This window comes from Pseudomonas sp. GW823-FHT02C02, assembly GCF_058797635.1.
Map to the genome: position 1 here is coordinate 46,002 of NZ_JBXAJV010000009.1, position 22,011 is coordinate 68,012.

At 59.3% G+C, this 22,011-nt stretch carries 16 protein-coding genes; 3 read left to right on the forward strand and 13 right to left on the reverse strand.

All coding sequences use genetic code 11. From position 1 onward, the window contains the following. Window positions 1–31: 31 nt before the first annotated feature. The gene (locus AC1ROI_RS17525; RefSeq protein WP_172962146.1) at window positions 32–1,309 is read right to left on the reverse strand and encodes a cytochrome P450; all 1,278 of its coding nucleotides are present in this window, start codon (window positions 1,307–1,309) and stop codon (window positions 32–34) included. A gap of 182 nt (window positions 1,310–1,491) precedes the next feature. On the opposite strand from AC1ROI_RS17525, the gene AC1ROI_RS17530 reads away from it, so the two are divergent. Continuing rightward, the gene (locus tag AC1ROI_RS17530; RefSeq protein WP_083376119.1) at window positions 1,492–2,157 is read left to right on the forward strand and encodes a TetR/AcrR family transcriptional regulator; all 666 of its coding nucleotides are present in this window, start codon (window positions 1,492–1,494) and stop codon (window positions 2,155–2,157) included. 821 nt (window positions 2,158–2,978) lie between these two features. On the opposite strand, the gene AC1ROI_RS17535 is transcribed toward AC1ROI_RS17530, so the two are convergent. The 8 genes from AC1ROI_RS17535 to AC1ROI_RS17570 all read right to left on the reverse strand — a co-directional run bounded on the left by AC1ROI_RS17535 (window position 2,979) and on the right by AC1ROI_RS17570 (window position 14,219). Continuing rightward, window positions 2,979–4,583 carry a phytoene desaturase family protein gene (locus AC1ROI_RS17535; RefSeq protein ID WP_083376118.1) on the reverse strand — a complete coding sequence of 535 codons (1,605 nt, stop codon included), beginning with the start codon at window positions 4,581–4,583 and terminating at the stop codon, window positions 2,979–2,981. Window positions 4,584–4,681: 98 nt separating this feature from the next. Then, a complete protein-coding gene (locus tag AC1ROI_RS17540) occupies window positions 4,682–5,503 on the reverse strand; it encodes an SDR family NAD(P)-dependent oxidoreductase (RefSeq protein WP_083376117.1) in 822 nt (273 codons plus the stop codon). A 30-nt stretch (window positions 5,504–5,533) separates the two neighbouring features. Beyond that, on the reverse strand, window positions 5,534–6,352 hold the full coding sequence (locus AC1ROI_RS17545; RefSeq protein WP_083376116.1) for an enoyl-CoA hydratase/isomerase family protein: 819 nt from the start codon (window positions 6,350–6,352) through the stop codon (window positions 5,534–5,536). Beyond that, on the reverse strand, window positions 6,349–7,320 hold the full coding sequence (locus tag AC1ROI_RS17550) for a VOC family protein (RefSeq protein ID WP_083376115.1): 972 nt from the start codon (window positions 7,318–7,320) through the stop codon (window positions 6,349–6,351). The genes AC1ROI_RS17545 and AC1ROI_RS17550 overlap by 4 nt, the downstream gene beginning before the upstream one ends. A 46-nt stretch (window positions 7,321–7,366) precedes the next feature. Further along, complete coding sequence (locus AC1ROI_RS17555; protein ID WP_083376114.1) at window positions 7,367–9,898, reverse strand: efflux RND transporter permease subunit; 2,532 nt, start codon at window positions 9,896–9,898, stop codon at window positions 7,367–7,369. Window positions 9,899–9,933: 35 nt separating this feature from the next. Beyond that, the gene (locus tag AC1ROI_RS17560) at window positions 9,934–11,064 is read right to left on the reverse strand and encodes a YCF48-related protein (RefSeq protein ID WP_083376113.1); all 1,131 of its coding nucleotides are present in this window, start codon (window positions 11,062–11,064) and stop codon (window positions 9,934–9,936) included. A gap of 95 nt (window positions 11,065–11,159) precedes the next feature. Continuing rightward, entirely contained in the window at window positions 11,160–12,527 is a 1,368-nt protein-coding gene (locus tag AC1ROI_RS17565; RefSeq protein ID WP_083376112.1) for a DUF1329 domain-containing protein, read from the reverse strand. Window positions 12,528–12,557: 30 nt separating this feature from the next. Beyond that, the gene (locus AC1ROI_RS17570; RefSeq protein ID WP_083376111.1) at window positions 12,558–14,219 is read right to left on the reverse strand and encodes a DUF1302 domain-containing protein; all 1,662 of its coding nucleotides are present in this window, start codon (window positions 14,217–14,219) and stop codon (window positions 12,558–12,560) included. Window positions 14,220–14,639: 420 nt separating this feature from the next. Here AC1ROI_RS17570 and AC1ROI_RS17575 point away from each other — a divergent pair, with 420 nt between their 5' ends. Further along, complete coding sequence (locus tag AC1ROI_RS17575) at window positions 14,640–15,485, forward strand: SDR family oxidoreductase (protein WP_083376110.1); 846 nt, start codon at window positions 14,640–14,642, stop codon at window positions 15,483–15,485. A gap of 71 nt (window positions 15,486–15,556) precedes the next feature. Beyond that, window positions 15,557–16,441 carry a DMT family transporter gene (locus AC1ROI_RS17580; protein ID WP_083376109.1) on the forward strand — a complete coding sequence of 295 codons (885 nt, stop codon included), beginning with the start codon at window positions 15,557–15,559 and terminating at the stop codon, window positions 16,439–16,441. A gap of 60 nt (window positions 16,442–16,501) precedes the next feature. Here the strand turns inward: AC1ROI_RS17580 and AC1ROI_RS17585 are convergent, their stop codons facing one another. The 4 genes from AC1ROI_RS17585 to AC1ROI_RS17600 all read right to left on the reverse strand — a co-directional run bounded on the left by AC1ROI_RS17585 (window position 16,502) and on the right by AC1ROI_RS17600 (window position 21,989). Beyond that, window positions 16,502–17,689: a phosphotransferase family protein gene (locus tag AC1ROI_RS17585; RefSeq protein ID WP_102594486.1), complete on the reverse strand. Its 1,188-nt coding sequence runs from the start codon at window positions 17,687–17,689 to the stop codon at window positions 16,502–16,504. Continuing rightward, the gene (locus tag AC1ROI_RS17590; RefSeq protein ID WP_083376108.1) at window positions 17,686–18,723 is read right to left on the reverse strand and encodes an amidohydrolase family protein; all 1,038 of its coding nucleotides are present in this window, start codon (window positions 18,721–18,723) and stop codon (window positions 17,686–17,688) included. The genes AC1ROI_RS17585 and AC1ROI_RS17590 overlap by 4 nt, the downstream gene beginning before the upstream one ends. A 209-nt stretch (window positions 18,724–18,932) precedes the next feature. Beyond that, on the reverse strand, window positions 18,933–20,294 hold the full coding sequence (locus AC1ROI_RS17595; RefSeq protein ID WP_083376107.1) for a DUF1329 domain-containing protein: 1,362 nt from the start codon (window positions 20,292–20,294) through the stop codon (window positions 18,933–18,935). Window positions 20,295–20,321: 27 nt separating this feature from the next. Then, the gene (locus AC1ROI_RS17600; protein WP_083376106.1) at window positions 20,322–21,989 is read right to left on the reverse strand and encodes a DUF1302 domain-containing protein; all 1,668 of its coding nucleotides are present in this window, start codon (window positions 21,987–21,989) and stop codon (window positions 20,322–20,324) included. Window positions 21,990–22,011: the final 22 nt, after the last annotated feature.

Consider the following 22,011-nt stretch of genomic DNA (forward strand, 5'->3'; position numbering starts at 1 on the left):
TTGAGGCAGGGAAACGGGATTGCGGCGTGGCTCAGTCCCAGATCACCGGGAGCGTGGACACGCCACGCAACTGCGCGCCGCCGATCTGCGGGACGGGTTGGCTCGGGTCGAGGCGCAAGTTAGGGAGGAGGTCGAGGATTGCGTTGACCGCGCAGCTGATCTCCACCTTGGCAACGAACTGACCGATGCACATGTGCGGGCCGAAGCCGAAACCGAAGGAGGGTTTGGGCTTGCGGTCAATGTCGAATTCATCGGGGTTTTCAAATGCGTCTTCGTCGCGGTTGGCAGACACCACCATGCACTGGACGAACGAACCCTTCGGGATTTTCACACCATGAAATTCCACTTCTTTGGCAGTTTCGCGCACTTTGAAAGTGGCCACCGGTTCAAATCGCGTGGTTTCATCCATCAGCTTGCCGATCAGCGAGCGGTCGGCCTTGACCCGGTCCAGTAACCCGGGTGTGGTGAGCAGCAAGGTCATCACCGAGCCGAACATGCGCGTGGTGGTTTCGCCGGCGGCCGGCAACAGTGAGCGAGTGAAGGTGATCACCTCGTGGTCATCCAGCGTGCGCCCTTCGTATTCCGCGCGCAGCAAACGACCGACCACATCATCGCCCTGGCTGCCCTCGGCACGACGTTGCACCACGACCTCGGCAAGCGCGTCGTACAGACCTTTGACGGCGATCCCGGCCTGTCGCCGCGCTTCGACCATTTTACTCGGGTCAATCTGGTTGCCGCCGACAATTGCCAAGGCCCAGGCCGCGTATTGCTTGTACTTGGAGGGTTCATCCGAGGGGAAGCCCATCAGGGCGTACATGACGCGAATCGGCAGCTCGAGACCGAACTTCATCAAGTCGGCCTTCTTCGCCGGCAACATCGGCAGGATGTACTCCTCACGGATGACCTGGTCGATCTGTGGGCGCCACTTGTTCACGGTCTCCGGCATGAACGCCGGTTGCAACAAGGCACGCACTTTGCGGTGCTCGTCACCGTCCATGGCCAGAATGATCAAACCATCGAAAAACGCTCCCAGTCCTTCGGCAATAAATCCACTGGTGTAAGTCGCACCATCGCGCAGAACCGTCATCACGTCCTGGTATTTGAACAAGGCGAAGGTCGGGCGAGTACCCTGCTGGGTGCCGGCATTGGTCGGGACGCCAAACTGGATGATGAAGTCGCCTTCATAGATGGGCGATTTCAACCGTTGCTCGCGGCACACCGCGTGAATATCCAGGTCGGTGCCACGATACATTTCCGACACGGCGGAGTATGCGGTTGCCAGCTCCAGCGCTGCGCTTTCGTTGCTCATCAGGATCTCCAGTCTTGTTTTTGTTCTTCTTGCATACCAAGATTGCCCGGCTGCCACCCCATGGTATGCGGTTGCCTCTACACCGGTGACCCGCTTCGTTTGACTCGGGGTCAAACGAAGCCCTCAGGGAAAATGCTTCAAGGTATGAATAGCCAGACCCATTCAGGCATAAGGAGTACAAGGTGGCGGTAAAGGCAGGCGAAGGTGGCGAACAGGGCAAACGCAATACGATGAATCGCCTGCTCGCGGCAGCGCGCGTGGAGTTCGCCAGAAAAGGCCTGGCCGGTGCGCGCGTGGAAGAAATTGCCCGGGAAGCCGGCGTCACCAAGCAACTGGTCTACCACTATTACAACTCCAAGGAAGGCCTGTTTGTAGCGGTACTGGATGAGTCTTCGGACAACATCATGTCCGAGCTGGTCAACCTCAATGTCGAAGAGCTTTCACCGCCAGTGGCGATGCGCGCCGTGCTCAACCATTTTTTTGACCAGTACCGTCTGGACCCCTTCCTCGGCAGCCTGGCGCTGGAAGGCATTCGCTACCATGACACCCACGAAACACCGCGTAACCACTTTCTGGAAATGGCACCGAAGCTGATTGCCAAGCTTGACGCGATACTGTTGCGCGGCGCCGCCAGTGGTGATTTTCGCGCCGGCATCAACCCGCGTTTGTTATTGGCCAGCGCTTCGTTGGTGACTACGGGCTGGTTTACCAATCGGTATTCGATGTCGGCACTTGCCGGGCTGGATACGGACTCCGAGCAAGGCATGGCTACGTGGCGGCAGTACTCGGCGGACTTTGTTCTGGCTAGCATTTCGCTGGGGGCCGATAGAACAGTCGACCTTGGTTGATTGTTGGGGATGACGCAGTTTTTTCAGGGGTACATATCCGTTTCTGCGGCGACGGCGGGTATTGGTTTCGCTTTTACAGCGACTCACTTTGAAAAGCCCAAAGTAAGCAAAGGCTCTTGCCCCACCACTTGGCACCTCGCCTAGGCTCGGTGTGCCCGAACGCAGGCATTGCTCCGCGGGTCGCCGCGATGGGCCATCCCTGGCCCAGCGCGGCTAAACCGGCATGCTTGCCGGTTTCCCCGCTGCGCAATGCCTGCGTTCGGCCAGCGTAGTTAACGGGGCGCCTCAGATCAAAATCAAAACCGAGGCGGCCTGACAGCCGACCTTGGCGTCAAGCGGGTGTGCTTCGCTGGTTTGATCGTGTACATGATTTGAATTGGCAATATGACCGTGTAGGAACCGGCTTGCTGGCGATAGCGGTGGGTCAATCAACCTGTTTATTGACTGGACAGCCGCTATCGCCAGCAAGCCGGCTCCTACAGGGATCGCGCACGACCAAAGAACCAGGTCGGCTATCAGGCCGCCTCGCACGATTTTGATCTGGCTTTTGATCTTCTTGCCCCCTCGAGAGGCCGAGCGCAGGTTCTGCGCAGTGGGCAACCCGGCAGGGATGCCGGGTTAGCCGCCCCCGGCCATGGATGGCCGATGGCGGCGGGCCCACGGAGCAGGACCGGAGCGAGGGCATGCCGAGCCACAGCGAGGCACCGAACGAAAGGGGCAAGAGCCCTTGGTTACTTGGGGCTTTTCCAAGTGACTCGCCGTAAGGGCGAAACCAATAGCGGTCGTTACCGCAGGAATGGATATGTACACCTGACTGCGCTTCAGTCAGCCTTTTTACGCAAATACTTACTCACCCGCTTGGCCGCCAACCGCCCGGCCATACCGTTTACCCCTCCGCCCGGATGAATGCCGGCACTCCCTAAATACAGTCCCGCCACCGGCAAGGTATCGCCGCCCAAACCGTACGCCGGTCGCATGGTGCTCGAGCGCATCGAGGTGGTGTCGATATGCACCACGCAGCCATTCACTGTGTTCAAGCGCGCAGTAAAATCCGGAGCCGCCTCGATGTGTCGGCCAATCACCTGCCCCTCGATCCCATCGATGTAGTCATATAGCTGTTCCTGCACTTGGTCGGCCACCCGGTCACGCAGCGCGTCCCAACCTTCATTGGGATTCACCGGCATTACCGGCGGATAGATGTACAACACATCTTGCCCGGCTGGCGCTTGTGACGGGTCGGCCGCACTCGGTGCGGCCACGGTGATATAGGGCAACTTCGGCACTTCACCACGGGCGCAGGCGGCGAAGTTTTCCAGCACGGCTTCTTCGGTACCGATCAGCATGACGGTTTTACGCAAATCCACGCCATCGCCGCGAATGGCAGCGAAACGTGGCACAGAAATCTGCCCACGCAAGGCAACATCTATCTTCAGTGGCCCCGAGCCTTTGCCGTTGGCAGGCGCCATGGCGATGCGGGTCAACAGGTGTTGGGGAATCTCGCCGGGGGTAACCATATCCAGCGCCGGCTTGGGGTGGCAGCCAGCAATGACTGCCCGTGCGGTGAACTGGCGACCATCCGCCAGTTTCACGCCTTTGATCAGACCGTCCCTTGCAACGATTTCACTGACGCTGGCCGACACCAGCACTTGCCCGCCCAGCTCTTCCAGTCGAGCCTTCATGGCATTGCTCAACTGCTGCATGCCACCCAATACCCGGCCCACGCCAAAACGATGGAGGAAACCGAGCAAGGCGTAATAGATGCCACCGCCATCGGCGCTGATGTCCCCCGCCAGGCCAGTGAGTGCGCACATTGCGGAAATGGTCACCGGGTGTTCGAAGCGCTCACGCGCCGCCTGCAATGCAGAGCCCGTCATCAGCGCCATCAATTCGGGTTTCAAGGCTTTGTGTTTGATCGCGGTGCCAAGCATTTTCAGCTTCACACCGAGGTTTGTTTTGGCCGGATCGACACGCATCATCGGCAACGCGATATCGAGGAACATGTCGATGACTTTCATGAACTGCAGAAACGCCTCGGCGTCCTTGCTGCTGAACCGGCGGATCTCAGCGGCGGTTTTCTCGCGATCGCGCCAGAAAATCAGAGATTGCCCATCCGGGTGCAGGTACACGTACCCCGGCGCAAGCTCTATCGATTTGAAACCGTGTCGATCAAGTCCCAACTCCGCTGGTACATGGGAATGCACGCGCATCGACATCATGTCCAGGGCACAGGGATGAACCAGATGCTGCGGCGCTTCCGGTATCAGGTAACCCGAGGAGGCCATTCCGCCAACCTTGTCCAATGCCTCCAGAACCAGCACTTTCTTGCCTTCCAAGCCCAGGTAGCAGCCAGCCGAAAGGCCATTGGTGCCACCGCCGACGATGATCACATCAAAATCCGTAGTGCTCGCATTTTGGTTCTGGTTCATCAATTAATTCCAAGTCGAAGTTCAACCACGGCGGCACACGGCGGCTATGGCGGCAAAGATCAGCCGCGGCGCACCGCACAGGGTGCGCCGGGCAAGGGTTACATGCCGGTGCGACCCATCTGCGCAAACAGCGCGCGCATCGCCACCAGGGAGGGGGTGTGGCTGCTGAAACCACCGTCGGCGACCAGCGTGGTGCCGGTGACGAAGGAGGATTCGTCACTGGCCAGGAACGCCACCACATCGGCAATCTGCCGAGGCGTGCCCAGCTCGGCGGTGCAGTGGTTGTCTCGCAGGATGTCGAGCAAGGGTTCAGGCATGGCGTGTTCCGAAGGCGCCAGGCCGATCTGCACGGCGTTGCCGCGAATGCCTTGTTTGCCGTATTGCGAGGCGACCATGCGCGGCAGCATCATCAGCCCCGCCTTCGAGGTGGCGTAGCCGGTCAGGGACATATCGCCCTGCATGCCCAGCCCCGAAGTGGCGAAGATAATCGAGCCCTTGCCGGTCTCCAGCATGACCGGTATCACATGCTTGGTGCACAGCACCGCGCCACGAAGGTTGACGGCGATGGCGCGGTCCCAGGCCTGCATGTCGAGATTGACGAAATCGCGGTCCAGCTGACGTTGCTCGGCGTTCAGGATCGCCGCGTTGTTGTGCAGAATGTCGATACGGCCAAAATGCTGTTTAACCTGAGCAACCATCGCCCGCACGGCGTCTTCCGAGGACACGTCAGTGGCGATCGCCAAGGCTTGATGACCCTCCGCGAGGAGTGATTGGGCCACGGCTGTGGCCCCCTCGAAATTGATATCGACCACCGCAATACTTGCACCATGCGACGCCAGCACCCGTGCGCACTCAGCGCCCAGGCCGCCACCGGAGCCGGTAATAATGGCCACTCGTCCTGCCAGTTTTCCTGTGCTCATGTTCTGTTCCTTATTGTTTTGGGTGGCGCTTTACTCGCCGGTAAACCGCGGTTCGCGCCGCTCGCTGAACGCCTGGGCCGCTTCGCGGGCATCCTTGGTCGGGGCCAGCAAGGCGAACAGATCAAGCTCCAGATCCAGGCCACGTTTGAGGTCCATGTCCAGTGCCGCCCGAGCCGCTTGTTTGACAAAAGCCGACGCGGTGGGTGGTTTGCTGGCGATGCGCTGAGCAAAGGCACGGACTTCGTCCAGCAGGCTGGCATTATCACTGGCCAAGCGACTGACCAGACCAATGCGCTGCGCTTGCTCGGCACCCACCCGGTCTCCGGTGAGCAACATGTCCAACGCCTGGCCCGGCGCGACCACTCGGGAAAGCCGTTGCGTACCACCGCCACCGGGAATCAGCCCCAGGCCGGTTTCCGGCAAGGCGAACACGGCATCGGGCGCGGCGAAGCGGATGTCACACGCCAGCACCAGTTCCAGCCCACCGCCCATGCAATAACCATGAATGGCAGCGATCACCGGTTTGCTGATGCCATCCAGCGCTTCGATCCAGCGCACCTGTTCCATGCGCTGGCGCACTTGCAGGCTCGATTCCGGGCCGCGGCGCTCCTTGATATCGGCCCCCGCACAAAAGCCCCGCTCCCCTTCCCCGCGAATCACGATCACGCGAATGTCCGGGTCTTGCTGCAGCAGCGCCAGTGCTTGCGGCACGCCCTGACGAATGTCGTCGTTGATGGCGTTGATCTGCCGGGGCCGGGTCAGTACCACCCAGCCCACCATGGCATCACGCTCAAGGCGCACCGCGTCGTTGATCAGCACGGGAGGCTGCGGTTTTTGCGCTGTGCTCATACAGGGCACTCCTCGAACTCGAAGACCTGGCCATTGAGTTCTTGTGGATCGATCTTGATCAACGCACGGCCACCGACGGCCTCCGAGGATTCGATCCACTGGAACCGCGTGCCGCGAGACCGCAGATCCTCAGCCTTGGCTGCCAGGTCGTTGACACCGATGCGGATGTAGTACGGACCCGGCCCCCAGTTATTGACGTAGTGGCCGGCGTCGGTGTTCCAGTAGGTCGCCTCGAGCACATCGAGGGTGGCACTGTTCGGCACGGTGAAACCCATTCGCGCACGGCGGTAACCTTCGCTGCCGATGTTCTCGACAGGCCCGCTCGGTTCCCAGTCAAGGTTGGTCGAGACCTTGCGCAGGGTTTCGTCGAGATCGCGCACCAGGAAGCCACGGGCAGTGACGCGGACCATGTCGCCAGGCTTGAGATCGCGCGGCTGCATCGGCGGTATCTGATAGGTTTCCGGCGGCATCTGCAAAGGCTCGGTCGGCATGATTTCAATGCACAAACCGCCATCCACAGTGGGTTGGTAATACGGTTGCTCGGGAGTAGCACCCAGCCATAAGCGGTCGAAGGGCATTTCCGGGGTGCGCTGCGCCATGCGGAACGGCAAGCGACGACGCATCAATTTGTCGACCAGCGAGTCGAACTTGTCCCCGTGCAGGGCCAGCACGATGGAGTGCGTGAGCATCGGCCGATGATGCCCCTGGAAATCCTTCAGGCTTTCCAGAAAGTCATGGAACAACGGATCACCGGGGTTCGGCCGGTCCAGGTGCCATTGCGGTTCGATGCGCGTGGGCGACACCGCCAGGGATTTGTGCACCCGCAGGAAATGCGCAATGTACGGGTGATTATCGAACGCCTGGCGCCAGCGTTCGTGTTTGTAGATGCCGAGCTTGTCGACCAACATTTCCGTCATGCCGTCCGGGTCCGGAACCATCATGTCGGCACTCATCAATAACTCGAACATTGTTCTCTCCTTGCAGTTGCCAGCCAGGTCTGTGCCCGGCTATTAGTCAGCGGACGCGCCGGGGTAAGGCGAGCTCAGTCAATTGGGGTGCAGGTGCGCCAGCCGCGGGTTTGCGCGGTTCCTGCTGGGCGCGCGCGTCCTCCAGATCGAGGGTCACGCCGGCCTTGGAGTTGCCTTTAGGGTTGAGCAGGTAGTGCGAGAGGGCCGGTATCAGCACCAGCGCACCGAGCATGTTCCACAGGAACATGAAGGTCAGCAGAATGCCCATGTCCGCCTGAAACTTGATCGGCGACCAGGCCCAGGTAATCACCCCGGCGGCCATGGTCAGGCCAACGAGTGCAACGACACGACCGGTGAAGTCAAGCGAGCGGCGATACGCAACCGCCAGGCTGCCACCGCGTTCCTGCACGGCCAGTTGCACACTGAGCAGATACAACGCGTAGTCGACCCCGACACCGACACCCACGGCGATGACCGGCAAGGTCGCCACTTTCAGGCCGATGCCCAACCAGACCATCAGCGCCTTGCAGATGATCGTGGTCATCAGCAAAGGAATCAGTGCCACCAACGTTGCGCGCCAACTGCGGAAGGTCAGCAGGCAGAGCAAGGCCGTAGCGCCATACACCGCCAGGTACATGGTGATGATGCCCTTCTCTACCTCGATGTTGGTGGCGGCTTCGATGCCGGCATTTCCTGCGGCCAAGAGGAATTCCACGGGCTGTTCAGCGCCAGCAGGACTGTTATTTTCCTTGGCAAACTCTTCTGAGACCTTCAAAACCCGGCTCAGGGTGTCCGCTTTGTGATCGGCCAGGTAGGCGATCAATGGAGTGACCGAGCACTGCTGGTTGGTGATCCCCGGAGCAGAAATCATCGCCGCATCCACCGCCGAGTTGGTGATCGCCTGGTCACGGCTGATGGTCAGCCATTTAGGGCTGCCTTCAGCCATGCCAGAGCTGATCATCCGCACGGTTTCGGCCAGCGACTGGGTCGTCTGTACACCGGGCGTCTGGCGCAGGCGCCAGGCCAGTTTGTCCATACTTTGCAGCGACTGGTACAGACGGCAGCTGTCTTCGTTGGTCTTCATGATGACCACAAACTGGTCACTGGAAAGTCCGTAGTGACTGGTGATGTAGGCATTGTCGAGGTTGTAGCGCGAATCCGCGCGCAACTCGGGCGCGCCGGGGTCCAGATCGCCCACCTTGAGGTGCATCATCACCACACTGCAACCCAAGGTCACCAGCAGCGACAAGGCGATGACCGCCGTGGCCCACGGACGTTCGGTGAAGCGGTCGAGACTGTGCCAGAGGTGCCCGAGCAAGCCCCGATTTTCTGCGCCCGCCTGATCTTTGGCGATGGCAATACGCGCGGCTTTCTTACTGACGCCCAGGTACGACAGCGCCACCGGAATCAGCAGTAGTTTAGTGAAAATCAGCACGGCGACACCGATGCTGGTGGTCAGGGCCAGGTCGCGGATCACCGGGATATCAATGATCACCAGCACGGCAAAACCGACGATATTGGTCAGGAGCGCCGTCAGGCCGGTGAGAAACAAACGGCGGAAGGTATAGCGCGCAGCGATGTATTTATGGGTGCCACGGCCAATGTCCTGAAGAATGCCGTTCATTTTTTGTGTGCCATGGGAAATCCCGATGGCAAAAATCAGGAACGGCACCAGGATCGAGTAAGGGTCCAGTTCGTAACCGAGGATTTGCATCAAACCCAGCAGCCACACCACCCCCGCCACCGCCACGCTCACCAGCAGCAACGTGCTGCGCAGGCAGCGGGTATAGAAATAGACGAACAACCCGGCGATCAGTACCGATGCGCCAAAGAACAGCATGACCGAATACAGGCCGTCGATCAGGTCGCCGACCAGCTTGCTGAAACCGACAATGTGGATGCCCACCTTGTCACTTTCCAGCGAGCGAATCTGCGCTTCCAGCTGCTTGGAAAAATCACCGTAATCCAGGGGTTGCCCGGTCTGCGGATTGGTATCGAGCAGCGGCGCGACGATCATGCTCGACTGACCGTCGTTGGCCACCAGGTTGCCAATGATCCCGGAGCGCATGATATTGCGGCGCAGGGCCTTGATTGACTTGTCGCTGCCGTCGTAATCCGATGGCATGACCGCACCGCCATCAATGCCCTCCTCCGTCACTTCTTTCCAGCGAACGATGGGCATCCACAGCGATTTCATCCAGGAGCGGTCGATTCCCGGAATCAGGTACAGGGTGTCGTTGACCTTTTGCAGCGCCAGCAGATAGTCGGCGTCGTAGATATCACCGGATTTGTTTTCCACCACTACGCGAATGCTGTTACCCAGGCCCGGTAACTGGTTTTTATAGGCCAGGTAATTCTTGATGTACGGGCTGGAGCTGGGAATCATTTTCTCGAAGCTGGCATTCACCTGAAGCCGTGTAGCAAAGAAGCCCAACACCACCGTGGCGAGCAAGCAGGCAACGACGACCACCATGCGATGACGGAAAATGACCCGTTCAAACCAGCCACCGGAGTTTTTGTCAAAGTCCTCCAGGTTGGCAATCACTGGCATCCCGCTGTTGAATTTTTGCTCGACCATTTTTTCTTTCTCGTAGGGGAATCGTGCCGACGGCGTTAGTTGGCCTGGGCGATATCGATGACCTTGGCGCCGCTGAAGCGCGTGACAAGCAGGCTCCCAGCCTGTTTGGTGGCACTGGCTGCATACACCTCGCCTACCCGCGCGTCTGCCAGCGGCGTGACCTGCAAACTCTGCCGGTCAACACTGACCAGTTGCCCACCCTGGCTCACGACGATCAAGGCATCACCCTGCTCGACGATGCTGACGAGGCTGCTATTGAGATTGGTTGCCACCGGCTGCCACTGCTGGCCGTCATCACGGCTGGCAAACAGATTGCCGCGCAGTCCGTACGCCAGCAGCAGACCGTCGAAGGCGCGCACGCCGAAGTACGTGCCTGTGTAGGGCGTATCGATTTTCACGAAACGTTGTTGCTGACCATCCAGGCGCAGCAGCAGACCCTGCTCACCGCCGATGTAAAAAGTGCCGGCCTGTTCCGCCAGGCCATACAGGTGCATGCGCCGATCGTTGTCACTGCGCTCGGTCCACGGTTGCCAGTTCTGGCCGTCGTCCGTGCTGTGCAACAACATGCCGAAGGCACCCACGGCAAACCCGCTGCCGTGCTCATCGAACATCACATCGAGAAAGGGTGCGGCCAACACGTCCGGCGTCGCCGAGGTACTGGCGGCCATCGCCACTTCCTTGAGCATCTGGGCGGCGACTTCATCGCCTTGTTCAGCGCGAGGGCCGTAGTAAGCGTTAAGCAAGGTCAACAGGCGGCGCCCGTCGAGTTGCACTTGCCAGCTTTCACCGCCGTCGGTGGTGTGCATGACCACCGCATCGTGACCGACGATCCAGCCATCACGCTCGCCGCGAAACCGTACTTGCACCAGATCGCTGGACACCGGGCTAGCGACCTGTTGCCAAGTGCGGCCTTCATCGGTGGAGCGCTGGATCAACCCGTGCAGGCCGACGCCGATCATCGTGTTGCCCGCCGTGGCGACCGACAGCAAGGGTGCGGGCAGGTGTTCATCGACCCGCTGCGCTGGCACGTCGAGCGAGTCGGCCGACAACGCGGCGGCGCTGTAGGCAGGCGTTGTCAGCAATGAGCTCGCGCCGACCGTCAACGCGACAGCCAGGAGCAGGCGCGAAGTAGAAAGAAGAAAAGAAGCAGGGCAAGGGCTAGTCATTATTTTTATTCCTTAACCATCCCGCGTGGCAAACTCACCTGTTCTGCCTGCCCGGCTTGATGCGCAAACCGGCAGGCAGGACAGGCGAAATCACATCAGCGCTGGGTGACCCGGGCCACAATGGCTTCAGGGTTCATGTCACGCTCGGAGAGTGGTTTGTCGATGAACTTGTAGCCGCCTTTCAAACCATCGTTGAGCAACGCGTACATGCCTTTGTTGAAGTCATACACGACGTTTTTCACGTTGTAGGGAATGTTTTTGTCGTAGAGCTGAACGCCGCTGAGGAAGATCGAGCGATACAACGCGCCGCTCTTGTCCCAGGCGTCATACAGGCCGACCCCGAAAGTATCTTCATCCAGGTAATAGGTGCGTTTGCTGTAGACGTGGCGCATGCCCGGCTTCAACGTCGCTTCCACGACCCACACCCGATGCAGCTCCCAACGCTCGTTCGCCGGGTTGGCGTGGTGCGGCATGAACTGATCTTCCTGCTTGCCGACGCCAAAGTAGAACTTGTAAGCGTTGTACGGGATGTACATTTCCTTGCGACCAACCAGCTTGTAGTCAAAGCGGTCCTGGCTGCCGGAGAACATTTGCAGTTCGTCGAACAGCGTCACACCGCCCTGGCTGGCCACGGGCGTATCGAATGCAAATTCCGGTGCCAGTTTTACCCGGCGCTGGCCTGGGGAATAACTGAACGAACGACGGGCCTTTGCCAACGGATCGAGGAAGTCAGTGAGCACCACCACTTCACCGGAGCGCCGGGCCGGATAGTCATTGCGCGAGAACACCCGGGCGTACATCAGTGGATCGCGATCCGCTTGAGTCACCTGGTAGTACGGGGTTTCTTCGAATGTCGCCTGTTCGGCGGTCTTGGTGATCGAGCCGTTGGCGTCGACTACCCAGCTGTTGGACGAAGACGTGGTCGAGTAGCCGGTGCCGATCTTGTAGCGCACCTGCTGGTTCCACATCACTTCGTTGCCGGTCTTCGGAATCGGAAACGGCAGGCCGCCACGGCAGGATGGATCAACGGCTAGGCCGTCTTTCTGGATCGTGCAGCTGCCGGCGTTACGCACGGTGGCATCGAGCACCGCTTTGGGATAGGCGGTGGTGCGATGGCTTGGGTAAATGTCGATGTAGTAAGTCGGGTATTTCTTGATCAGGGTTTTCTGCCCTTCGCTGAGCTTGTCCGCATACTTGTCGACATTTTTGGCGTCAATGCGAAACAGGGGTTTTTCATCCTTGAACGGATCAACCCAAAACCCGCTGTCGGGCTTGAAACCCGCTGGTGCGGTGGTCAGGCCGCCCTCGTAAGCGGGGATCGTGCCATCGGCGTTACCGGCCTGAATCGCTCCGAACTGCGTCAGGCTCTTACCCAGGTCCGAGGCGTCGCCAGCAGCGGCGGCTGTGAGGCTACAGGTCGCAAAACTCATCAGGACGGCAGTTAATGCAAGTGGACGTTTCATGAACACGTTCTCCGATTCTTGTTTGATTTATCAGAAGGAGGTCTTGAAGGTAAAAGCCAGCCAGCCGCGGTCTTCACCACCTACGTTACCGTTACCGGCGACGGTGCCATTGGCCAGGTTCTTCGGTTGGGCCGCTGTATCGGCATAACGCAGGCCGAATTCATACAACTGGGCATAAGTGAGTTTGACGCCAACGGAGTAAGACAGCGCACCTTCGCTGCCGCCACCGGCTGTTGGTGCGTTGCCATGCAGGCCGTAATTGACAGTGAGAGGTACATCCATGTCCCAGGAAGGGAAGATCGAGATGTATTGCGGAGTGTAGTTGACCGCGACCGCGTAATAATCTTTCGAGGAGCAGCCATCCGACTCACTGCCGGACCCGGCGATGCCTGGGGTTCTGGCGTTGGTGCAGGCGGCTTTTCCGACACCTTTATAGAGCTCTTCGTGTTCGGTCACGCGCTGCAAGTGGCTGTAGGCGAACTCACCGACGAGGGTCCCGTTGTTCGAAATGAAGTTACGCGGCACGCCGTAAACAGCGTTGGCAATAAAGTGAATGGTGTCGCCGCGCGGGCCTTCGTCGTCCAGCGCGCTGACGCCGGTGGCATTCAAGGCACCGTTCATGCGGTAGGACAGTTCAGAGCCGACCGCCACCGTGTTGAATACGCGAGCGAAACTGACACCCGCCAGCTTCACGCCTCGTGGGTAAACCACGCGATACGAGCCGAGTGCGGCTTTGACCTGCGGGGCCAGCCAAGGCTGGTAGTCGTCGAACTGGCGATAGTAGGCGCCGAACGTCGATTCGACTTCTTCAACGTTGAGTTTGGCCATCACACCCCAGTTTTTGCCATCGCGACCGAAGCGCGAATCCTGACGCTGCAACGTCGCTCCGTTAGCCGCCACTGGAAGTTGGTCCGGCCCTTCAAACAATGGGTCGGCCGCGCCAAAATAGGTACCACCATAAGGAATGCGAGTGGGCTCCCATTCATAGAAGTATTGACCGGCAACAGAGAGGTGATCAGTGACCTGGGCCTTGGCCGAGATCTGCCCGACCGGCAGGAACACTTCCTTGGTTTCGATACCCGGACTGGTCGAGGCTTTCACACCATCGCTGGGTGCCTGGGAGTAGGAAACGGCGTGTGCGCCGAACAGCAAGCTCTCACCCCAGTAGTTGGTATGCCGACCGACTTTCAGGTTGACCGGTGTCTCGCCGATGTTGAAGTTGCGCCAGACGAAGGCATCGAGAATCTCTCCCGAAGGGCCGTTCATGTAGCGTTTCACTTCATCGCTGTAGCGGTTGTTGTGATAGCTGGTGGCGTAGCCGGGCACGTTACTTTTCACATCGTGATCGTTATATGCCTGGTCGAACCAGCCTGCACCACTGAGGCGTCCGCCCCACTCGTTGAGGTAGGAAAAGTCGAGTTCACTCAACACATCGAGACGATTTGTAACAATATCGCCTTTATCGAATTTGCCGTCGGACTCGTCGAAGTTCGGCGTGTTCATGATGCGACTGTCCTGACTGTCAGTCCGCATGCCCAGGTTGTAGCGGACTGTGTTGTCCCAGCGCAGGCGATAGTCGGGGTTCGGCAGATCGAACGAGAGCGCCATGACGCCTTGAGCGCCCCCAACCATCATCAGCGTAAGCGCACCTTGAGCCAGTACCAGCCGACTCTGCTTGGTCTTATGATTCATACACACTACCTTTTATTGTTATTTTCAGTCGCTATGTGCGTTCAAACGGTCCTTCCAGCGATTTGCGCAACCCCACAATATCGTTGAATGTCTCGCCTGGACAGTCCGCTCAAGAGGTCTGGCACGCATCCAGAACCGCTTTCCTCCTCAGCTGAAGTCACCGTAACGGATCGCAAAATAAAATTCCACATAAAGATTTCAATTCTCTATATAGAATTGTACACCCGTCAAAGTGAAGAATCGTTCCAGCAAAGGTGCTCCAACCGGTAAATACTGCACACAAAACTAATAAACGTTCAAATAAACTTTGACGCTATTCGGCTTTAGGCTTTCAATAGCCCTGTCATACCCACAGAACTCGTGGCGTTGCGCAGGAAAAACGGCAGTTGAACCGGCAGAAAAAAAACAAGAGGAGCCACCATGAATATTGATTTGAGGGCCAAGCGCGTGATCATCACAGGCGCTTCCCGAGGCATTGGTCTGGCCATCGCCCGGGCATTCGCCGCTGAAGGGGCACGGGTAGCGATATGCGCACGTAGCGAGGCAGACGTCCGCGAAGTCGGCGCGCAACTCGCGGAACACGCTCAGGCGGTGATTGCCCGGGCTGTCGACGTGACGGACAGTGAGGGGGTCAAGGCGTTTGTTGCTGAAGTTGCACACGCGTGGGGCGGGGTCGATGTATTGGTGAACAACGCCGGTCAAGGCCGTGGCGGCAACCTCGACACCCTGACCCCGGAAGTTATCCTCGAACATGCCAACATTCTGCAAATGGGGCATTTCCGCTTCGTCCAGGCGGTGGTGCCGTTCATGCGTGAACAGCGCTGGGGGCGGATCATCGAAATCAACGCCCTGGCCGGGGTGATTCCAACGCCCGACGGCATCCCTTCGGTGATTAACCGCGCATCGTGCATCGCCCTCTCCCGCTCGCTGGGCATGTCGCTGCCCAAGGACAATATCCTGGTCAACAGCCTGAACATGGGCTGGATCGATACCGGCCAGTGGGACCGTCATTACAAGGAAATGGGACCGGGCGTCAGTCGCGAGGAATTCGATGCCATGGTGATGAAGGTCGTACCGCTCGGCCGCTACGGTAAACCAGAAGACGTTGCCGGCATGGCACTGTTTCTCGCCAGCGAATATGCCAGTTTCATCAGCGCCGCCTCGATCGACATTGCCGGCGGCATGGGCGGACAGATCGCCTACTTCCCAACCCTTAAACGCGATTTTGCCGCGACGATCGCCGCACGTAACGCTGCCAGCGAATAACGCGATTACACATCGATAACCGCTCCGGTGCGCACTGCGCACTGCGCACCCTCAACGTTGGCGCACCCGTGATGAACTTGCTGTTCCCTGTTCTTGCCACACTGATCTGGGCCGCCAGTACCGTGGTCAATCGCCTGTCGGTTGGGGTGATTGACCCCGCCGCCATTTCCTTTTACCGCTGGCTGGTCGCGCTGCTGGTGTTGTCACCGGTGTTGTTGCCCAGGGTCTGGCGGTTGCGGCGGCAGATTCGGCCGCACCTGCCCAAGCTGTGGTTGCTGGGCTTGCTCGGCATGTCGCTGTACCAGTCGCTGGCGTATTTCGCTGCGCACACTGTCAGCGCCACTTCCATGGGTCTGATCCTGGCGACAATGCCCCTGCTCACCGTGCTGCTCGCCTTTCCCCTGCTCAATACCCGACCGACCGTGACGTTATTGGTCGGCGCTCTGGTGTCGTTTGCCGGGCTGACGTGGTTGCTGGCCGCAGGCAACCTGCCCTCGCTCTGGGCACACGGGGTTGGCCGAGGGGAATTGATGATGTTGCTGGCCTCGCTGTCGTACGCGTTGTACTGCGTGCTGGTCAAGCGCTGGCAGATTCCATTGCCGACCTGGGAAAGCCTTTACGTGCAAATAATCTGCGGCACTCTGCTGTTGGTGCCGCCCTTTTTGCTGGCCCCTTCGATAGCCCTGACAACCAGTAATGTCCCGCTGGTGTTGTTCGCGGGTCTGTTTGCCTCGGCGCTGGCACCCGGCTTATGGATGCGAGGCCTGCAAACCCTGGGGCCGGAAAAAACCGCCGTGCTGATGAACCTGGTCCCGTTATTTACCGCGGTGTTGGCGATTGTGTTGCTGGGGGAAACATTGCACCTGTACCACGCGGTCGGCGGCGGATTGATTTTGCTGGGGATTGGATTGGCGCAATGGAAACCCGCACGGGTCCTGACCGAAGCCGCTAAGTGACTGACTTGCCCGTGGTTTTGCATTATCGAGCGAGTCCACACTCTTGCTGGTTGGTCTCGCTCATTTTTCCAACAGGTGCTGGTAGGCTAGCGTCAGTGGCCGCGCATCCTGCCCAAGTAAAGGCGTCCGCCGAGGCTTACGACCATGGGTCAGCAAGCGTACGGTATCGAAGTCTTCTGCGGCGGCGAAGAAACGTTCCACCATCGGCATTCCCGCCTGCCCCCATTCATCCATGTTCGACATCCAGGTCTGCATCCCCCAAACCGGCCAACGCCGCAATTGCTCCCAGGCCGCATCCTGGTCGAGCACACCCTCGGCACCGAGGCTGATCAATTTGTCGCGGTAGATCGCCAGCAATCGCTGCGCATCGGCGCGACGCTCCGCCACGGTCAACGCACCCAGCATGAAGTACGCGACATCGCGCCATGGCCGGCCATACCGGGCGAGCTGCCAATCCAGCCAGATGCGCTGACCGTCGCTGCGTAAAAAACTATTGCCCTGATGTGAATCGCCATGGATCAGACAGCCGGGTGACGTCTGCTCCCGTTCGAAGGCTGCCAATTCGTCAAAGGCATGGCTGAATAACTCCGGTGTCTGGTACATCCACTTTGGCAACAGTCGGTGGTATTCCGGTTTGCGCAGATTGACCTTGATGTAGTTGTACATGCGCAGCAGGCCGTCGCTGTCCACCGGGTTGGCCATCGACACCGGCAGCCAGCCCTGGCCCCGTAGCTGCGGACTGTTCCAGGTGGCAGCATGCAAGGTCGCCAGTGATTCCAGCCCCCGAGCCACACCGTCCACGCCCAGGTGATCGGTGCTATGGCCAAATTGCCCCGCGGCCAGGCCGAGGTCTTCCATCATCACCACGCCTCGGCCGCCTCCATCGGCGTCCCAGTCGGTGAAATAGATTTCTGGCAGTGGCGCGTCGGGCCAGCCGCTCGCCAACTGATAAAAGCGCGCTTCCAGCTCACAGATATCGCCGCTCTCGAAACCTTCGGACCAATTCGACTTCAGGCACACGTGCGCAGGAATACCCGCGCGCTGACCGACCTCATTCAACTCAAGTCTGACGCGGAATTTGGTGGTGTGCCCGTTACGTACCTCCACCGCCGTCAACGCCAGCACCTCGATGCCTGGGTAGCGTGGCTGCAATAATTGCGTAAGCCAGGCGGCGTCGATCTCGCTCAGGTGTCGAGGCAGGCGTCCACTGCGCTGCGGGTAAGGCCGCCCCAGCGGACTATCCGTCACGGTGTCAGCACCCGACCAGCGTTGGCCGGCACCTTCAGCTTGAGCAGTTCAATCGCGTTACCGCTGCGAATCCTCTCGCGGTCTTCAGCAGACAAGCCGATGCCTTCGGTCAGATCGCCATGGTCATAGGCCCCGCCAAAGTTGGTGCCGTACAGCAGACGCTCCGCCCCCACCACCTCGGCAACACCGCGACGCAAGCCGGGCGCATGAACGTCGAGGTCGAAGTAAAAATTCTGCAGGTAATCCATCAACGGCCGCTGATTGCGCGAGTCCGGTGCCATGGCCCGATTCAGTTCGCTCAGGCGCCCCAACTGGAACACCGCCATGCCACCGGCGTGAGTGATGTAGGTTTTCAACGTCGGGAAAACATCCAGCGCGCCGCCGCAGATCAGGTACCAGAAGAACAGCGTTTCATCGACGCAGTCACCAACGATGGACGTGGTTTCGAACTTGTCGTCCGTGTGTTTTTCACCCCAGTAAATCGACTGGTTGAAGCCGTGCACCATGATCGGTACATCCAGCTGGGTGAGTTTTTCCCAGACGGGGAACAGGCGTTCGTCGTGAGCCTCCAGACCATTGAAGTTGGCCCCGCCGACGCACACACCCTTGGCGCCCAACTGAGTCACCGCGCGTTCGATTTCCTTGGCCGCATTCAGCGGATCCGCGAGGTTGGCGTGGCACCAGAAATCGAAGTGGTCGGGATCAGCCCGGCAAAATGCCGACAACTCGTCGTTGCAAATGCGTGCGTATTCATTAGCGAAATCACCCGCCCAATACATAAAGCAGTGAGACGGCGTCGACATCACCAGTTTGTCGACACCCCGCTCGGCCATCAGCTTGCGACGGCTGGCGTGGCTCATGCGCGCGAGGATATTGGCCTGCGCTTCGGCATCCGTCGCGGCTTTGGCCGGTTGCTTGGTGCCGAGGGAAAAATGCCCCACGGTCAGCCCCTGCACTTTCATGAATGGCCCCCAAAACTCGTGGCGGTTCAGCATGCCCTCAGTCAGCAAGTGGGCGTGGACATCAATCAGCATGGCGTTCTCCTTGTTGTAATTAGCCAGCAGACCGAACGACCCGCTCGCAGGGCATTCGGATCAATTTAAGGGATAACTGCACCTCTAATAATATAAACACATTTCCAATATGTGTTCATTTAAATATGAGTCGCAGGGCTGCCTTTTTATAAAATCCGGACAAAAAAAGCGGCCCTCTCAGGCCGCAAATGCGTGTCCACTCGATGAAATCAGCGTTGTGTCTCCTGTGAAACAATCGACTCAGGTTTCATATCGCGCTCCGATAATGGCGCATCGTGTACCCGATACCCGCCCTTGAGCCCATCGTTGAGCAATGACCACATGCCTTTGTTGAAGTCATAGCTGACGTTTTTCACCGTGTACGGCAGGTTTTTGTCGTACAGCTGCACGCCGCTCTGGAACAGTGCGCGATACATCACCCCGCCCTGGTCCCAGGCGTCATACAGGCCGGCACCAAAGGTGTCTTCGTCGAGGTAGTAAGTGCGCTTGCTGTAGACGTGGCGTTTACCCGGTTTCAGGGTCGCTTCCACCACCCACACCCGGTGCAGTTCCCAGCGCTCGCAAACCGGGTTGGCATGATGCGGCTTGAACTGTTCTTCCTGGCCGCAACTGAAGTAGAACTTGTAGGCGTTGTACGGAATGTACATCTCCTTGCGGCCCAATAGTTTGTAGTCGAAGCGGTCCTGGCTGCCGGAGAACATCTGCAATTCGTCGAACAGGTTCACACCGCCCTGGTTGGGCACTGGCGTGTCGTAGGCGAACTCCGGCGCCAACTTGATGCGGCGCATCCCTGGAGTGTAACTCCAGGCACGCCGTGGCTGGCTTTGCGGGTCGAGGTAGTCGGCGAGGATGATCAGTTGCCCGGCGCTGCGGGCCGGGTAACTGTCCAACGCCCAGGCGCGGTAATACAACTGCGGATCGCGATCGGCCTGCTGAGTCTGGTAGTACGGCGCCTCTTCCATGGTCGCGGACTCGGCGGTCTTGGTCACCGAACCCTGGGAATCGACTACCCAACTGTTGGACGATGCCGTGGTGGTGTACCCCGTGCCCTTGTAGCGCAGTTGCTGATTCCAGATGACCTCGTTGCCGTTTTGCGGCAGCGGGAACGGCAGCCCCCCTCGGCACGCCGGATCGACCGCGAGGTTGTCCTTGGTCGTGCGGCAGTTGCTGGCGTTGCGCAGCGAGGCATCGAGCAACGCTTGCGGGTACGCCGCGGTGCGGTGGGTGGGGTAAATATCCAGATAGTAGTCGGGGAATTTACTCAGCAGCATTTTTTGCCCGCCGCTCAAGCGGTCGGCGTACTGCTCCATGTTTTTCGAGTTGATCCGCAGCAGCGGTTTTTCATCCTTGAAGGGGTCGGCCCAGAATCCGCTGTCCGGCTTGAAGCCTGGCGGGCTCTGCGTCAGGCCACCCGTGTACGGGGGAATGCTGCCATCGGCATTACCCGCGATGATCGCGCCGAACGGCGTCACAGTTTTACCGATTTGTGCCACCTGGTCGGCCGGTGCCGCCCCCTGGCTGCAAGTAGCGATGCTCAACAGCGCCAATGCCCATGCAAATTGTCCTTTCATAAACAGGTACTCCGCTTCTTGGCTCTTTTAGATGGAGGTTTTGAAGGTAAAGGCCAGCCAGCCACGGTCGGTTCCGCCCACGGCGCCGTTCCCCCCGACGGTGTCCCCGGGGATATTTTTCGATTGGGCGTCCGTGTCGGAGTAACGCAAGCCAAATTCGTAACGTTGGGCATAGGTCAGTTGCACGCCCGCAGACCAGGTCAGCGCGCCTTCGTTACCGCCGCCGGCGCTGGCGGCGTTGCCCGACAGACCATAATTGACGGTCAGCGGTACGGTCATGTCCCAGGACGGGAATACCGACAGGTATTGCGGGGTGTAATTGACCGCGATGGCCGCGTAATCCCGGGTCGAACAGCCGTCGCGTTTGCCACCTGAGCCGGGCGTGCCCACTCGTGGATCGACGCAGTTACTGCTGTTCTCACCCAGATAAAGCTCTTCGTGCTCGGTCACTTTGCGCAGATGGCTGTAGGCGAACTCGCCCACCAGGGTGGCGTTGTTGGCGATAAAGTTACGCGGCACGCCGTACACGGCGTTGGCGACGAAGTGGAACGTATCGCCACGCGGCCCTTCGTTGTCGGAGGGGTCGACGCCGACCGCGTTCAAGGCACCGCCCTTGCGATACGAGATCTCGCTACCGATCGACACCGTGTCGAGCACAGTCGAAAGACTCAGGCCGACCAGTTTGACGCTGCGTGGGTATACCAGGCGGTAGCTGCCGGTGGCAGCCGAAATTTCTGGCGCCAGCCAGGGCTGGTAATCATCGAACTGGCGGTAGTACGCACCCAACGTCGATTGAATCGCTTCAACGTCGTACTTGGCCATCAGACCCCAGTTGGCGGAGTCGCGACCGTATTTCGATTTCTCCCGATTGAAGGAAAAACCCGGGGCTACCGGCAAGCGGTCCGGGCCTTCGAAAAACGGGTCCGCCGCGCCAAAGTAGGTGCCGCCGTACGGGATGCGCGTGTAGTCCCACTCGTAGAAATACTGCGCGGCCAGGGTCAGGTTATCGGTGGCCTGAGCCTTGACGGATATCTGTCCGATGGGCAAGAACACTTCCTTGGTTTCAATGCCAGGACTGGTCACCGCCTTGGCGCCATCGAGCGGCGCTTGCGAGTAGGAAATCGCATGGGCGCCGAACAGTAATCCTTCGCCCCAGAAGTTGGTATGGCGGCCAATCTTGACGTTCACCGATGCATCGCCCAGGCGAAAGTTCTTCCAGACGAAGGCGTCGAGTATTTCCCCCGAGGGGCCTTCGACGTAGCGCTTCACTTCCGAACTGTAATGATCGTTGTCATAGCTGGTCTGGAATCCGGCAACATGACTGCGCACATCGTTATCGTGGTACGCCTGGTCATACCAGCCGGCAGCGCTGAGCCGCGCTCCCCAGTCCTTGCGGTAGGCAAAATCGAGTTCGGTGAGCAAGTCGATACGGTTGGTGACGATGTCGCCCTTGTCGAACTTACCGTCGGATTCATCGTAGTTGGGGTTGTTCATGATGCGCCGGTCCTGGTCCTCCATGCGCATCCCCAGGTTGTAGCGCAGGGTGTTGTCCCAACGCAGGTGAAAGTCCGGGTTGGACAGTTCGATCGGTGCCGCCAACACCGCACCACCGAAACCCAACGCCATTTCCCCGACCGCCAGCAGTACCATCGCCCGCTGGGCTCGCATGCGCCCCTGTTTACTGATCTTTTTCATGCAAACCACCTTTTGTTTTTAT

Coding starts and splice junctions, on each gene's coding strand:
- AC1ROI_RS17525 (WP_172962146.1), bottom strand. CDS start 1,309: ATGAGCAACGAAAGCGCAGCGCTGGAGCTGGCAACCGCATACTCCGCC.
- AC1ROI_RS17535 (WP_083376118.1), bottom strand. CDS start 4,583: ATGAACCAGAACCAAAATGCGAGCACTACGGATTTTGATGTGATCATC.
- AC1ROI_RS17540 (WP_083376117.1), bottom strand. CDS start 5,503: ATGAGCACAGGAAAACTGGCAGGACGAGTGGCCATTATTACCGGCTCC.
- AC1ROI_RS17545 (WP_083376116.1), bottom strand. CDS start 6,352: ATGAGCACAGCGCAAAAACCGCAGCCTCCCGTGCTGATCAACGACGCG.
- AC1ROI_RS17550 (WP_083376115.1), bottom strand. CDS start 7,320: ATGTTCGAGTTATTGATGAGTGCCGACATGATGGTTCCGGACCCGGAC.
- AC1ROI_RS17555 (WP_083376114.1), bottom strand. CDS start 9,898: ATGGTCGAGCAAAAATTCAACAGCGGGATGCCAGTGATTGCCAACCTG.
- AC1ROI_RS17560 (WP_083376113.1), bottom strand. CDS start 11,064: ATGACTAGCCCTTGCCCTGCTTCTTTTCTTCTTTCTACTTCGCGCCTG.
- AC1ROI_RS17565 (WP_083376112.1), bottom strand. CDS start 12,527: ATGAAACGTCCACTTGCATTAACTGCCGTCCTGATGAGTTTTGCGACC.
- AC1ROI_RS17570 (WP_083376111.1), bottom strand. CDS start 14,219: ATGAATCATAAGACCAAGCAGAGTCGGCTGGTACTGGCTCAAGGTGCG.
- AC1ROI_RS17575 (WP_083376110.1), top strand. CDS start 14,640: ATGAATATTGATTTGAGGGCCAAGCGCGTGATCATCACAGGCGCTTCC.
- AC1ROI_RS17580 (WP_083376109.1), top strand. CDS start 15,557: ATGAACTTGCTGTTCCCTGTTCTTGCCACACTGATCTGGGCCGCCAGT.
- AC1ROI_RS17590 (WP_083376108.1), bottom strand. CDS start 18,723: ATGCTGATTGATGTCCACGCCCACTTGCTGACTGAGGGCATGCTGAAC.
- AC1ROI_RS17595 (WP_083376107.1), bottom strand. CDS start 20,294: ATGAAAGGACAATTTGCATGGGCATTGGCGCTGTTGAGCATCGCTACT.
- AC1ROI_RS17600 (WP_083376106.1), bottom strand. CDS start 21,989: ATGAAAAAGATCAGTAAACAGGGGCGCATGCGAGCCCAGCGGGCGATG.